Genomic DNA, 13,837 nt, shown 5'->3' on the forward strand with positions numbered 1-13,837 from the left:
GTCCCGGCCGGAGACCGGCACTCGGACCGTCCACTGACCCGATCATGCCTCAGATGTTGTCAGGTCCGTCGTCGCGGCGGGCCAGTTGGGCGAGCCTGCGGTGTTCCGCGGCCTTGCGTTCCAGGCTCTCAGCCATCCTGAGGTGGTAGGCGGGTTGGTCCTGCTCGTAGATGTCGGGGATGCCGTCGCCGTCCTCATCGCGCTCCTCGTTCTCGTACAGCCGCCGGTAGGTGTTGTTGCGCAGCTTGAGCAGGGTCGCGGCCAGCACCGCGGAGATCACCGACGCGACCAGGACGGCGGCCTTCACCTCGTCGGTGAGCAGCGGGTCGCCGTCGAAGGCGAGTTCGCCGATCAGCAGCGAGACGGTGAAGCCGATACCGGCCAGCGTGGACACCGCGAAGACGTCGGGCCACGTCAGATCGGGGTTCAGCGTGGCGCGCGTGAAGCGGGCAGCGCACCACGTGCCGCCGAAGACACCGACGGTCTTGCCGACCACCAGGCCGATGACCACGCCCAGCGTCTCGGGCTTGCCGAAGACGTCGCCCAGCGCGTGCGCCGAGACCGTCACGCCCGCGCTGAACAGCGCGAACAGCGGCACGGCCAGGCCCGCGGACAGCGGCCGCACCAGGTGCTCGACGTGCTCGCCGGGGGAGTGGCGCTCGCCGTCGCGGGTGGTGCAGCGCAGCATCAGGCCCATGGCCACCCCCGCGATGGTGGCGTGCACTCCGCTGTTGAGCATCAGCGCCCAGATGACCAGGGCGAGCGGCACGTAGACGTACCAGCCGTGTACTCCCGCCCGCAGCAGCAGCCAGAAGAGGAGCAGGCAGGCGGCGGCGCCGGCCAGAGCGGCGAAATTGATCGTCGAGGTGAAGAAGACGGCGATGATCAGGATCGCGAAGAGGTCGTCGACGACGGCCAGGGTGAGCAGGAAGGCGCGCAGCGCAGCCGGCAGCGCGGTGCCGATGACGGCGAGGACGGCCAGCGCGAAGGCGATGTCGGTGGCCGTGGGGACCGCCCAGCCCTGGAGCGACCCGCCGCCGGCGCCGCTGACGACCGTGTAGACCAGGGCGGGCACGGCCATGCCGCAGACCGCGGCGACGACGGGGAGCGCGGCGGCGGACGGCGTACGCAGCTCGCCGGCGACCAGTTCGCGTTTGAGCTCGACGCCGGCGACGAAGAAGAAGATCGCGAGCAGGCCGTCGGCCGCCCAGTGCTCGACGGACAGGTGCAGTCCGAGCGCGGACGGGCCGAAGTGGAAGCCGGCGGCGGACTCGTAGCTGTGGTGCAAGGTGTTCGCCCAGACGAGTGACGCCACGGCGGCGAGCAGGAGCAGGACGCCGCCGACGGTCTCCGTGCGCAGGGCGTCGGCGAGGAAGTTCCGTTCGGGGAGCGACAGCCGGCCCAGCAGGACGGCGGTGCGGCGGCGCCTCGGCTGGGACACGGGGCGGGCCTCCTGGGAGTCGTTCGACCGGCTGTGGACACAGCAGCGCTGCGTGCCGACCAGACTTCCCGGCGCTCCCCTCAGTCTTGCCGCCATCCTGACGCGACATCACGTCAGGCTGGTCCGTACGGGGGAGGGTGCGTCCCGGTGCGCCCGGACGTCCCCTCCCCTTCGTGCGGTGGGTCAGTCCTCGCTGGCTGCGCTGGGCAGCCGGGTCTGGATGAGGTCCATGACGGAGGAGTCGGTGAGGGTGGTGACGTCGCCGAGTTCGCGGTTTTCAGCGACGTCGCGCAGGAGGCGGCGCATGATCTTGCCCGAGCGGGTCTTGGGCAGCTCGGAGACGATGAGGATGCGCTTGGGTTTGGCGATGGGGCCGAGGGTCTTGCCGACGTGGTCGCGCAGGGTGGCGGCGAGGTCGGTGCTGTCCTGGGCGGTGCCGCGCAGGATGACGAAGGCGACGATGGCCTGGCCGGTGGTGGCATCGGTGGCGCCGACGACCGCGGACTCGGCGACCTTGGGGTGGGAGACCAGTGCGGACTCGACTTCTGTGGTGGAGATGTTGTGGCCGGAGACGAGCATGACGTCGTCGACGCGGCCGAGGAGCCAGATGTCGCCGTCGTCGTCCTTCTTGGCGCCGTCGCCGGCGAAGTAGCGGCCAGGGAAGCGTGACCAGTAGGTGTCGAGATAGCGCTGGTCGTCGCCCCAGATGGTGCGCAGCATCGACGGCCAGGGCTCGGTGAGGACCAGGTAGCCGCCGGAGCCGTTGGGCACTTCGTTGGCCTCGTCGTCCACGACGGTGGCGGCGATGCCGGGCAGCGGGGTCTGGGCGGAGCCGGGCTTGGTCGCGGTGACGCCGGGCAGCGGGCTGATCATCATGGCGCCGGTCTCGGTCTGCCACCAGGTGTCCACGACCGGGGTCTTGCCCGCGCCGATGTGCTCGCGATACCAGATCCACGCTTCGGGGTTGATCGGCTCGCCGACGCTGCCCAGCACCCGCAGGCTGCTCAGGTCGAACTTCGCGGGGATGTCGTCGCCCCACTTCATGAAGGTGCGGATCGCGGTGGGCGCGGTGTAGAGGATCGTGACCCCGTACTTCTGGACGATCTCCCAGAACCTGCCCTGGTGCGGGGTGTCGGGGGTGCCTTCGTAGATCACCTGGGTGGCGCCGTTGGCCAGGGGCCCGTAGACGATGTACGAGTGGCCGGTGACCCAGCCGATGTCGGCGGTGCACCAGTAGACGTCGGTGGCCGGCTTGAGGTCGAAGACCGCGTGGTGGGTGTAGCTGGTCTGGGTCAGGTAACCGCCGGAGGTGTGCAGGATGCCCTTGGGCTTGCCCGTGGTCCCGGAGGTGTAGAGGATGAACAGCGGGTGCTCGGCGGGGAAGGCCTGCGCGGTGTGCTCGGCCGACTGGCGGCCGGTGATCTCGTGCCACCACACGTCACGGCCTTCGGTCCACGCCACGTCCTGCCCGGTGCGGCGGACCACCAGGACGTGCTCGACCTGCGGGGTGCGTGAGACCGCGTCGTCGATGGCGGGCTTGAGCGCGGAGGGCTTGCCGCGCCGGTAGCCGCCGTCGGCGGTGATGACCAGCTTGGCGTCGGCGTCCTCGATACGCGAGGCGACCGCGTCGGCGGAGAAGCCGCCGAAGACGACCGAGTGGGCCGCGCCGATCCGGGCGCACGCCAGCATCGCGATGACCGCCTCGGGGATCATCGGGAGGTAGACCGCGACCCGGTCGCCCACGCCGACGCCCAGTTCGCCCAGCGCGTGGGCCGCCCGGGAGACCTCGTCCTTCAGCTCCGCGTAGGTGATCGACCGGCTGTCGCCCGGCTCGCCCTCGAAGTGCAGGGCGACACGGTCGCCGTTGCCGGCCTCCACGTGGCGGTCGACGCAGTTGTAGGCCACGTTCAGCTCGCCGTCGGCGAACCACTTGGCGAACGGCGGGTTCGACCAGTCCAGCGTCTGGGTCGGCTCGGTCGCCCAGCTCAGCCGCCGGGCCTGGGCGGCCCAGAAACCCAGCCGGTCCGCGTCGGCCTGCTCATACGCAGCCGCGGTCACATTCGCGGCGGCCGCCAACTCCGCCGGGGGAGCGAACCGCCGCTCCTCCTTCAGCAGGTTGGCCAGGCTCTCGTTGCTGCTCACGCCAGCTCCTTGTCAGGGTGTCCCAGATGTCCCAACACTACCTCATCAGTCCTGGCGCACCCTGACAAGGGTTCACCCCAAATTGGTTTAGACCTTTGCGGTCAGTCCGTACGCCTCCGGCTCCGGCCCGCCGTCGGCCGCCGGCACCGCCTGCTGACCCGCCTCCGGCCGCACCGCGGCGAACACGCTGGTCGATCGGTCCAGGATGTACGCCTGCGCCTCGCCGACGTGGAAATACATGCCGTGCAACTGCAGCGCCCCCTCAGAAACCCGGCGGGCCACGCACGGGTGAGCCATCAGATGGTCCAGCTGCTGCATCACATTGACCAGGCTGAGCCGCTCCTGGTCGTCGGCCACCGGGCGGTCGGCGAGGGCCACTTCGCCGCGTCCCAGCCGGCCGATCCTGGACATGCGGGCCAGGCTCGGTCTGCCGTGCCGCAGCCAGCGGGCCAGCGGGGTCTGCGCGCCCGGCTCGTGACCGGACCCCAGCAGCGCCTGCATCGCACCGCACCCCGAGTGCCCGCACACCGTGATGCTGGAGACCTCCAGCACCTCCACCGCGTATTCGACGGCGGCGGCCACCGAGTCGCACGACGCGTCGGAGCCCGGCGGCGGCATGAGATTCCCGACATTGCGGACCGTGAACAGATCCCCGGGGCCGCTCGAGGTGATCATGCTGGTGACCAGCCGGGAGTCGGCGCAGGTGAGGAACAGCTGCCCGGGCCGCTGCCCCTCGCGGGCCAGCCGGGCCAGCTCCTCGCGGACCAGCGGGGCCGTATTGCGCTGGAAGGCGCTGACCCCGCCGAGCAACTGCCCGCCGCTGGTGGCCGGCATCACTTCCGACCGGGTGCAGTGGTGATTGCGCCACGACGTCCACGGGCGGCAGGCATGCGCGCCTGCGGGCGCGCTGACGGCCCGTCCGGCGCCGTCGCCGAACACCGCGCGACCGCCGCGCGACCTGTGCCGCGCGCACCAGCCGCGCAGCGCCTCGTACGCGGCATGGTCCATGAACGACCCGTCCAGCTCCACCACGGCATTGGCCCCGTCCGGCACCTGGGCGAAGGCCCTGGTCAGCCGGGGCACCGCCAGGAACGTCAACTGCCCGGTCACCCGCACCCGGTGGCAGTGCGCCTCCTCGGTCACGGTGACCCTGGTGCGGGTCAGGCTCCGCAGCGCGAGGAAGACGGCCACCGCGCCGCCCGCGACCACTCCCTGCAGCACCCCGAAGACCACCACCGTGCCCAGTGTCGCCGCGTACACCGGGAATTCGCGGTGCCGCTGGACGTGGCGGATGTGCGCGAAGCTCACCATCCGCACCCCCACCAGCATCACCAGTGCCGCCAGTGCCGCCAGAGGGATCGCTTCCAGCACGCGTCCCGCGACGCCGGCGCACAGCAGCACCCACACGCCGTGCAGCACGGTGGCGCGCCGGGTCCGCGCGCCCGCCTCGACATTCGCCGAGCCGCGCATCGCACCCCCTGCGATCGGCAGCCCGCCGAGCAGGCCCGACAGCATGTTGGACGCGCCCTGGCCGAGCAGCTCCCGGTCCAGCTTCGCGGGGGCGACCTGGGCGCCGGCCTGCCGACCGGACTGCAGCGCGTCCACCGCGACCGCCGACAGCAGCGATTCCATGCTCGCCACCAGAGTCACCGTCAGGACCACGGTGACGACCCCGAGGACCGGCCCTTCCGGCAGTACGGGCAGCGCGGGCGTCTGCCAGGCGGGCAGCTCGACCCTCGGCACCGACAGGCTCGCGGCTACCAGCGTCGCCAGCGCCACCGCGGCCAGCGGCGCCGGGATCTTCCGCAGCGCCTCGCCCACCCGGCCTCTCAGTCGCGGCCAGCCGAGCAGCACGACCACCGTGATCGCGCCGATGAAAGGGGTCGCGGGATGGCTGTGGATCAACTGGTCGGGCAGGGCCGCGATGTTGTCGAGCGTCGAATTCTGCGGGCTGCCGCCGAGCACGACGTGCAGCTGGCCGACGGCGATGACCGTACCGATGCCGGCCAGCATGCCGTGCACGATGGCGGGGCTGACGGCGAGTGCCGCCCTGGCCACCCGCAGCCCCCCGAGCAGCAGCTGCACGAGCCCGGCGAGAACGGTGACGGCGCAGGTGGCCCGCCAGCCGTACCGCTGGACGAGATCGGCGGTGATCACGACAAGGCTGGTGGCGGCGCCGCTGACCTGGAGCGGCGCGCCGCCGAGCAGGCCGGCGACGATACCGCCGACCGCCGCGGCCACCAGGCCGGACTGGAGGGGTGCGCCGGTCGCCAGCGCGATGCCGAGCGAGAGGGGGACAGCGATCAGGAAGACCGTGATCGAGGCGGACAGGTCGGATCGATGGAGGTTTCTGCGGAGTCTCATTTCCCGTCTCCTTCGGTGGGCGGCGGGACTCGGTAGCGCAGTGTCACTACTCGCTACGCTCAAGAGCCGGTAAATAGACAGTAATGGATCGAATGCGGAGAGTGAAGCCCGGAGGTCGGATCCGGCCCTTATTTACTGCTATCGAGTGATTCGGCAGATGAGCGAGCCGGTCGCTTCGGCCACCGAAGGTGACCGTGTCAGCTTGGAGTCCAGCTCGTGGCCACCCGCGCCGACCCTCTGCGATGCGAGGTACGAATGCACTCCGTACGCAAGACGCCGACCCTGGTCGCCGCGGGAGCCGCGGCCGCCGTACTGGCCCTCGGCACCACCGCATGCTCCTCGGGCGCGGCCGCCCACCGCGGCTCGGACGCGCCGGGCGGACCCGCCGTCGAGGTCGTGCCGCAGGTGCCCCGCGTCCTGCGGTCGATCGGCGACGGTTCCACCGCCGACACCGGGCCGCAGCCGTACCAGCCGGACTTCCACCGCCTGCGGCCCGGCGAGAAGCCTCCGCAGTTCGTGGTCTTCTCCTGGAACGGCGCCGTCGAGGACTCCCGGCGGCTGCTGTCCTCCGTCCGCGGGATCGGCGAGCGCGGCGGCGCTGCGATGACGTACTTCCTCAGCGGGACCACCCTGCTGCCCGCCGACCACAAGGACCTCTACGCGCCGCCGCGCCACCCGCGGGGCACCTCCGACACCGGCCTCACCGACCGGGCGACGATCGCCGACACCGTGCACGAACTGCGGCTCGCGTGGGCCGGAGGCAGCGAGATCGGCACGTACTTCAACGGCCACTTCTGCGGTCAGGACGGCGACGCCGCCGACCAGGCGGCGAGCGCGAGCGGCGCCGCGGCAGGCGCTGGTGGGGGTGCTGGTGCTGGTGTCGCGGCCGGCGCTGATGCCGGTGCCGAGGATGCCGCCGACAGCGGCCCCGGGGCCTGGACCCCCGAGGAGTGGGCCGGCGAGATCCGGCAGGCGCAGGACTTCACCCAGCACTGGAGGACCGCCACCGGCCTCAGCACGCTCGACCCGTTGCCCTTCGACTACGTGAAGGGCGTCGTCGGCGGGCGCCCCCCTTGTCGTACGGACCCTCCGGGACTGGCACCGGCGGCGAAGGCGGCCGGATTCCGCTACACCGCGGACCCCTCCGGCCAGCCCCAGATCTGGCCGTCGCGCACGGACGGGCTGTGGCACTTCCCGCTGCAGGACATCCCTGTTCCCGGGCGGGACACCGAGACGCTGTCCAGCGACGACGGCTTCCTGTCGATCCAGTCGGGCACGCCGGACGACGGCACGGCCGACCGGGAGCAGTACGCCTCCTGGGGCCGGCAGATGCGCGACGGCCTGATCGCCGGTTTCGACCGTGCGTACCACGGCAACCGCGCACCGCTCGTCGTCGGCAGCCACCTGGAGTCGTGGAACGGCGGCGTCTACCTCAAGGCCGTCGAGGACACCGTCAAGGAGGTCTGCGGGCAGCAGGACGTGCGGTGCGTGTCGTTCAAGCAGCTCGCCGACTGGCTGGACATGCAGGACCCGGCGGTGCTCGACCGCCTGCGCGGCCTGGACGTCGGGCAGGCCCCGAAGGGCGGTTGGGGCACCTACCTCCGCGGGGCGCCCGCCACGCCGACAGCCCCCGCCGCCCCGGCCGCACCCGGGGTGCCCGCTTCCCCCGGAGTGCCGTCCGAGGCGGTCAGGCCGGCTGGGCGCTGACCGGCTCGGTCCTTGCGCCGTCCGCCGTCGCGGGCGCGCCGAGGGCGGTCTCGGCGAATGCGGCCTCGCCCAGGGCCGTCTCCGTGAGCGCGGCCTCGCACAGGACGAAGCCGGGGTCGATCTGGGCCGCCAGATCGACTCCGGTCTTCGCATTCCCCCAGCTCTCCGCGTTCTTGCGGTGGAAGTGCGCCATCTGCCGGGTGTAGCGCGCCCAGTCGCGGTGCGCGTACGCGGCGTCGGCCCGCTCGTGCATCGTCCGCAGGGCGTGCCGGTTGGCCGCTTCCAGGAGTTCGAAGCGCGGCGGGCGGCCCTTCTCCATGGCCCGTACCCAGTCGGACTGCCCGACGGTGACCAGCAGGTCGTCGCCCACCTCGGCGCGCAGGAAGGCCAGGTCGTCGGCGCCCTGGACCTTGTTGCCGATCACGGCGAGCGCGACACCGAAGTCGCGGGCGTAGTCCCGGTACTGCCGGTAGACGGCGACGCCCTTGCGGGTCGGCTCCGCCACCAGGAAGGTCAGGTCGAAGCGGGTGAACATCCCGGAGGCGAAGGAGTCGCTGCCCGCGGTCATGTCGACCACCAGATAGTCGTCCCGGCCGTCCACGAGGTGGTTCAGATACAGCTCCACCGCCCCCACCTTGGAGTGGTAGCAGGCGACGCCCAGGTCGGACTCGTTGAAGGGGCCGGTCACCATCAGCCGCACTGAGGCGTCCTCCAACGCCACTTGGCGGGCGCACGCGGCGTGCACGGGATTGTCCTCGGCGCCGGTGATCCGCAGCAGGCGGGAACCCGAGCCGGGCGGGGTGGTCTTGATCATCGTCTCCGCGGAGGTGATTCGCGGGTTCGTGCCGCGCAGATAGTCCTTGATCTCCGGCAGGTGCGCGCCGAGCGCGGGCAGCGCAGCGGCCTCTTCCTCGGTGAGGCCGAGCGCCGGGCCGAGGTGCTGGTTGATGTCCGCGTCGACGGCGAAGACCGGGACGCGGGCGGCGGCGAGATGGCGGATGAACAGCGACGAGAGCGTGGTCTTGCCGCTGCCGCCCTTTCCGACGAAAGCGATCTTCATGGTCGCCAAGAGTAGTCGGATGGTCACGGAGGATGAGCGGCCGGAGTGGGGAAGGCCACTCGAACGTGGTCGATTGCCCTGTCGCGCGGTGCGTAGGGTCGTGTGCATGGCTACGAACGCTGATCCGTCCGCCGCCCAGGGGCTGTCCACCGACCCGATGGTCGTACTCGGCACGCTGCCCGGCGTGCCCGAGGCCGTCGACGCCGTCCGGGGCGCTGTGGACAAACTTTATGGACACCGGGTGATGCGCCGCCGGTCGGACGAGGTGACGTCCGAGGCGGCGCTGCGCGGTGCCCGCGGGTCGGCCGCGCTGGCCGGCGCCGACTGGTCGCTGGAGGAGGTCCGTCGGCGCACCGACTTCTCCGCCGACGACCAGGCCCGCACGGTCGGTGCCGCGCTGCGGCTGACCGCGGAGGCCGGCCAGTTGCTCGGGGTGTGGCGCCGCTCACCGATGCAGGCGCTGGCCAGGCTGCACCTGGTGGCGGCGAGCGGCGCCGCTGCGGACGACGCGGTTGGGCGGCCCAGGCTCGCCGGAGAGCCGGTGGACGAGCCGCTGGTCTCGGTCGCGGAGATCGACCTGCCCGAGCCCCCCGAGGTCAATGCCAGGCTCGACGGCCTGACCGCGCTGCTACTTGCCGGCACCGCGGCGCCCGCGCTGGTGGTGGCGGCGGTCGTGCACGGCGAACTGCTGTGTTTGCGCCCCTTCGGCTCCTTCAACGGCCCGGTCGCCCGAGCCGCGGAGCGCATCGTGCTGGTCGGCAGCGGCCTGGACCCGAAATCCATCTGCCCTGCCGAGGTCGGCTACGCGGAATTGGGCCGGGCCGGCTACCTGCGGGCCCTGGAGGGCTACGCCTCGGGCACTCCCGAAGGCATGGCTGAATGGATCGGCCATTGCGGCCGGGCCCTGGAGTTGGGCGCACGCGAGAGCGTGGCGGTCTGCGAGGCCCTGCAGCGCGGCGCCGCCTGATCTCTTGTCGCTACGGGCCGTTCCTGGAGCGGGTCTCGTACGCCCACCGCGCAGGGGACGGGTCTCGTGCGCCCGTCGCGCAGCGGTCCGATGCCTTACGCCCGCCGCGCAGGTCGCTCGATCCCTTGCGCCCGCGGGTGCGCGTGGGCGCTGTGGCCGGAAAATGATGCGGCGGCACCGGAGAGGTGCCGCCGCTGGCACGTTCGCCGGGTTACCAGTGCGTGCTCGAATGGTGCCGATCAGGTCGGGGACTTCGCCCGTTACCTGGTGCGGCTGGCCCGGTTGGCGGGTCGGCTACGCGTGGGTGCCCCGCTTTCGTGCTCGGTCCGTGGGCCAACTGCTGTGAACTGCGGTCTTCCTCTCGGAAGTCCGTGGTCTCGCGGGCCGCTACCACCCTTTTTACCGCCGACCGGCCGGTAGGGAAACCCCTGGCCGCATTTCTTTACTTTCGGTCGAAATCAGACCATAACAACCGGCCGACGTCTGCGGGCAGCCAGCCAGACCAGCCCCGCCGTGGCCACAGCGGCTCCCACGGCGGCCGCGGCGAGCACCGAGCCGGGCGGCATCGACAGCGACGGGATGCGCTGGTTCAGCCGCACCGGACGGCTGAAAGTGAGCACCGGCCATTCGCGCACTACGGCCTCCCGGCGCAGCGCCCGGTCCGGATTGACGGCGTAGGGGTGGCCGACGGACTCCAGCATGGGAACGTCAGTCACCGAATCGCTGTAGGCGAAGCACCGCTCCAGGTCGTAGCCCTCCGAGCGGGCGAGTTCCTCGATCGCCTCGGCTTTCGCGGGCCCGTACACGTAGTGCTCGATCTCGCCGTTGTAGGCGCCGTCCTTCACCACCATCCGGGTGGCCACCACGTGGTCGGCACCGAGCATCTCGCCGATCGGCTCGACCACCTCCGAACCGGAGGCGCTGACGAGGACGACGTCACGGCCGGCGGCGTGGTGCTCCTCGATGAGCGAGGCCGCCTCGTCGTAGATGATCGGGTCGATCAGATCGTGCAGCGTCTCGGCGACGATCTCCCGCACCTGCTGGACATTCCAGCCGCGGCACAGCTCGGAGAGATATTTGCGCATGCCCTCCATCTGGTCGTGGTCTGCGCCGCCGACCAAGTACACGAACTGGGCATATGCGGTGCGCAATACCGCGCGCCTGTTGATGAGGCCGCCCTGGTAGAAGGATCGTCCGAAGGCGAGCGTGCTGGACTTGGCGATGACGGTCTTGTCGAGATCGAAGAACGCCGCGGTGCGCGGTGGCAGGTGGTTTTCCACAGGACGAGCATAGGCAACCACCATTCGGCCTAAGGCCCGGCGTGTGGGTTTGCTCCAGAAGGCCATCGGGTACACCATGGAAGTCACGGATCGTTCGCGACCGTGCTAACCCGGTCCGGCTCCTCCCCCCCCCCGAGTCGGACCGTGGGGACGACCCCCGCTCTCCCCCCCGGCGGGGGTCGTCGCATGTCCGGACCCGTTCTGCCGCCTCCGGCCGGGTCGCGTGCCGTGCTCGGCCATCGGGGTCTCCTTCGCGTGTGTGCGGCTTCTGATCGATATGACGTGTGACCTTCCGTAATCGTTGCCCGCTTCTCGCGAAGTCACCCATGTGGGTGTCGGGTTATCCACAATCACCGAGTTGTCCACAGATTCCGACCAAGATCATCTCAATTCCCGCTTCTCCCCCCAAGCTGATCTCAGCGACGCACGCCGTGCTCGCACCTCAAGCGACGGGGGCAGAGAAATGTTCGGATCCATCACGCCCGAACCACCGCGGGCCGCAGGCGAACGTCCGGGCGGACCGCTGATTGTCACGGATGACGAAAGGCTCCTCGACGACCTGCTGCGCCTGTGCGCGGCCGCCGGTTCCGAACCGGAAGTCGTCTTCGCGGCGCCGCCTCGCGCGTCGAGTTGGGACAGCGCTCCGCTGGTCCTGGTGGGCGCCGAGGCGACCGACCGGGTGCGCGGCACGGCCCGCCGCAAGGGCGTCCTGCTGGTCGGGCGGGATCTGGACGACTCCGAGGTGTGGCGCAGAGCACTGGACGTGGGTGCCGATCACGTCCTGCTGCTGCCCGACGCCGAGACCTGGCTGGTCGACCGGATCGCCGACATCGCGGAAGGCGTCGGCCGACCCGCCCTGACCATCGGGGTGGTGGGCGGCCGCGGCGGCGCCGGAGCCAGCACGCTGGCCTGCGCTCTCGCCGTCACCGCGGCGCGGGCCGGCCGCCGCACCATGCTGATCGACGGTGACCCGCTCGGCGGCGGCCTCGACATCCTGGTCGGGGCGGAGCGGACCGGCGGGCTGCGCTGGCCCGACCTCGCCGACTCGCGGGGCCGGGTCAACAGCGGAGCGCTGGAGGAATCGCTGCCGCGGCTCGAATCGCTGAGCGTGCTCAGCTGGGACCGGGGCGACTCCGTGCTCATCCCCGCGCAGGCCATGAGGTCGGTGCTCGGCGCCGCCCGGCGCCGCGGCGGGGTGGTGGTGGTCGACCTGCCGCGCCGGGTGGACGAGGCGGTCGCCGAGACCCTGGCCCAGATCGACGTCGGCCTGCTGATCGTGCCGGCCGAGCTGCGCGCCGTCGCGGCCGCCACCCGGGTCGCCGCGGCCGTCAGCATGGTCCTCAAGGACCTGCGGGTGGTGGCCCGCGGCCCCTTCGCCGCCGGGCTGGACGACCGCGAGACCGCCCGCCTGGTCGGACTCCCGCTGGCCGGTGAGCTGCCCCTGGAGAGCAGGGCCGTCGACGCCCTCAGCGGCGGCGGACCACCGGGTGCGTCAGGCCGCGGGCCGCTCGCTCGTTTCTGCACCGCCTTCCTCGCGCAGGCGCTGGCTGGCGGCGGGAGCGTGGCGGTATGAGCGCCGAGCTGCTCGACGCCGTACGGCTCAGGCTCGCCGAGCACGGCGGCGAGGCGACGCCCGCCCGGGTCGCGGCCGCGTTGCGCGCCCAGGGCAGGCTGCTCGGCGACACCGAAGTGCTCGGCGTGGTCGGCGCCCTCAGGTCGGAGCTGGTCGGGGCGGGCCCGCTGGAGCCGCTGCTGGCCGACCCGCAGGTCACCGACATCCTGGTCAACGGACCCGACGAGGTCTGGATCGACCGTGGCAGGGGTCTGGAGCGCGGCACCGTCCGCTTCGCCGATGCCGCCGCTGTCCGCAGGCTCGCCCAGCGGCTGGCCACCAGTGCCGGCCGGCGGCTCGACGACGCGCGCCCCTGGGTCGACGCCCGGCTGCCGGACGGCACCAGGCTGCACGCGGTGCTGCCTCCGGTCGTCGTCGGCTCACCCTGCCTGTCGCTGCGGGTGGTGCGCTCCCGCGCCTTCACCCTCGGCGAACTGGTCACCGCCGGCACCCTGGACGCCCGGACCGCCGCGCTGTTGCGGTCGGTGCTGGACGCCCGGCTGTCCTTCATGATCAGCGGCGGCACCGGGTCGGGCAAGACCACACTGCTGTCCTGCCTCCTGGGTCTGGTCGACCCCGCGGCGCGCATCGTGCTCGCCGAGGACTCCGCGGAATTGCGGCCCGACCACCCGCATGTCGTCCGCCTGGAGACCCGCCCGGCCAATCAGGAAGGCGCGGGCGAGGTCACCCTGCGGGACCTGGTCCGCCAGGCGCTGCGGATGCGGCCCGACCGCCTGGTGGTCGGCGAGGTGCGCGGCGCCGAGGTCACCGATCTGCTCAGCGCTCTGAACACCGGCCATGAAGGCGGCTGCGGGACCGTCCACGCCAACGCGGCGGCGGATGTCCCGGCCCGGCTGGAGGCCCTCGGCTCGACCGCGGGCCTCGACCGGGCCGCCCTCCATAGCCAGTTGGCGGCGGCCCTGTCGCTGGTCGTCCACCTGGCCCGCGACAGCGCGGGCCTGCGCCGGGTCGCCGAAATCCATGTGCTGCACCGCGGCCCCGACGGCCTGGTCGGCACCGTGCCCGCACTCCTGCGTAACAGCCTCGGCCAGTACGAGCGCGGCCCGGGCTGGCAGCGGTTGAGGCAGCTGTGCGCGCGGGGCGCGTCATGAAGCGCCGGGCCGGCGGCACCGGTGGGCGGCAGGGGCGGGGCGCCCCGGGCGGTGGCGTGCGGTACGCGCCAGGTGCCGCCGCGGGCTATTGCGGGCGTTTCGCCGGCGCGGCCGGCGGGCTGCGGAAGCAGCGAGCCGTCGGGGCCGGTGTG

At 71.9% G+C, this 13,837-nt stretch carries 9 protein-coding genes; 4 read left to right on the forward strand and 5 right to left on the reverse strand.

The window, feature by feature from the left end; genetic code table 11:
• Positions 1-49: 49 nt before the first annotated feature.
• The 3 genes from nhaA to BUE44_RS32405 form a co-directional block, all read right to left on the reverse strand.
• Positions 50-1,441, reverse strand: a complete 1,392-nt coding sequence (nhaA, locus tag BUE44_RS32395; protein WP_073502598.1) for a Na+/H+ antiporter NhaA — start codon at positions 1,439-1,441, stop codon at positions 50-52.
• A 183-nt stretch (positions 1,442-1,624) separates the two neighbouring features.
• Positions 1,625-3,583 (reverse strand): acetate--CoA ligase, encoded by a 1,959-nt coding sequence (gene acs / locus BUE44_RS32400; RefSeq protein ID WP_073502599.1) that lies wholly within the window; start codon positions 3,581-3,583, stop codon positions 1,625-1,627.
• Between the two features lie 87 nt (positions 3,584-3,670).
• Positions 3,671-6,022 (reverse strand): bifunctional SulP family inorganic anion transporter/carbonic anhydrase, encoded by a 2,352-nt coding sequence (locus BUE44_RS32405; RefSeq protein WP_407640084.1) that lies wholly within the window; start codon positions 6,020-6,022, stop codon positions 3,671-3,673.
• Positions 6,023-6,202: 180 nt separating this feature from the next.
• Here BUE44_RS32405 and BUE44_RS32410 point away from each other — a divergent pair, with 180 nt between their 5' ends.
• Complete coding sequence (locus BUE44_RS32410; protein ID WP_073502600.1) at positions 6,203-7,654, forward strand: polysaccharide deacetylase family protein; 1,452 nt, start codon at positions 6,203-6,205, stop codon at positions 7,652-7,654.
• On the opposite strand, the gene BUE44_RS32415 is transcribed toward BUE44_RS32410, so the two are convergent.
• On the reverse strand, positions 7,635-8,714 hold the full coding sequence (locus tag BUE44_RS32415) for an ATP-binding protein (protein WP_107415917.1): 1,080 nt from the start codon (positions 8,712-8,714) through the stop codon (positions 7,635-7,637). The two genes, BUE44_RS32410 and BUE44_RS32415, sit on opposite strands and share 20 nt — an antisense overlap.
• A 106-nt stretch (positions 8,715-8,820) precedes the next feature.
• Between BUE44_RS32415 and BUE44_RS32420 the strand changes: the two genes are divergently transcribed.
• Positions 8,821-9,681: a Fic family protein gene (locus BUE44_RS32420; protein ID WP_073502601.1), complete on the forward strand. Its 861-nt coding sequence runs from the start codon at positions 8,821-8,823 to the stop codon at positions 9,679-9,681.
• Between the two features lie 458 nt (positions 9,682-10,139).
• Here BUE44_RS32420 and BUE44_RS32425 read toward each other — a convergent pair whose 3' ends face one another.
• Entirely contained in the window at positions 10,140-10,985 is an 846-nt protein-coding gene (locus tag BUE44_RS32425; protein ID WP_073502602.1) for an HAD family hydrolase, read from the reverse strand.
• A gap of 439 nt (positions 10,986-11,424) precedes the next feature.
• Between BUE44_RS32425 and ssd the strand changes: the two genes are divergently transcribed.
• Both ssd and BUE44_RS32435 read left to right on the forward strand, forming a co-directional pair.
• On the forward strand, positions 11,425-12,534 hold the full coding sequence (gene ssd, locus BUE44_RS32430; protein ID WP_073502603.1) for a septum site-determining protein Ssd: 1,110 nt from the start codon (positions 11,425-11,427) through the stop codon (positions 12,532-12,534).
• Positions 12,531-13,685, forward strand: coding sequence for a TadA family conjugal transfer-associated ATPase (locus BUE44_RS32435; protein ID WP_073502604.1), 1,155 nt, complete (start codon positions 12,531-12,533; stop codon positions 13,683-13,685). Before ssd ends, BUE44_RS32435 begins: the two co-directional genes overlap by 4 nt.
• Positions 13,686-13,837 lie beyond the last annotated feature (152 nt).

The organism is Actinacidiphila paucisporea, from assembly GCF_900142575.1.
GTDB classification, from domain to species: domain Bacteria; phylum Actinomycetota; class Actinomycetes; order Streptomycetales; family Streptomycetaceae; genus Actinacidiphila; species Actinacidiphila paucisporea.

Bases quoted from the DNA above. Each gene is read 5' to 3' on its own strand.
- BUE44_RS32410 (WP_073502600.1), top strand. From the start codon at position 6,203: ATGCACTCCGTACGCAAGACGCCGACCCTGGTCGCCGCGGGAGCCGCG.
- BUE44_RS32415 (WP_107415917.1), bottom strand. From the start codon at position 8,714: ATGAAGATCGCTTTCGTCGGAAAGGGCGGCAGCGGCAAGACCACGCTC.
- BUE44_RS32420 (WP_073502601.1), top strand. From the start codon at position 8,821: ATGGCTACGAACGCTGATCCGTCCGCCGCCCAGGGGCTGTCCACCGAC.
- BUE44_RS32425 (WP_073502602.1), bottom strand. From the start codon at position 10,985: ATGGTGGTTGCCTATGCTCGTCCTGTGGAAAACCACCTGCCACCGCGC.
- ssd (WP_073502603.1), top strand. From the start codon at position 11,425: ATGTTCGGATCCATCACGCCCGAACCACCGCGGGCCGCAGGCGAACGT.
- BUE44_RS32435 (WP_073502604.1), top strand. From the start codon at position 12,531: ATGAGCGCCGAGCTGCTCGACGCCGTACGGCTCAGGCTCGCCGAGCAC.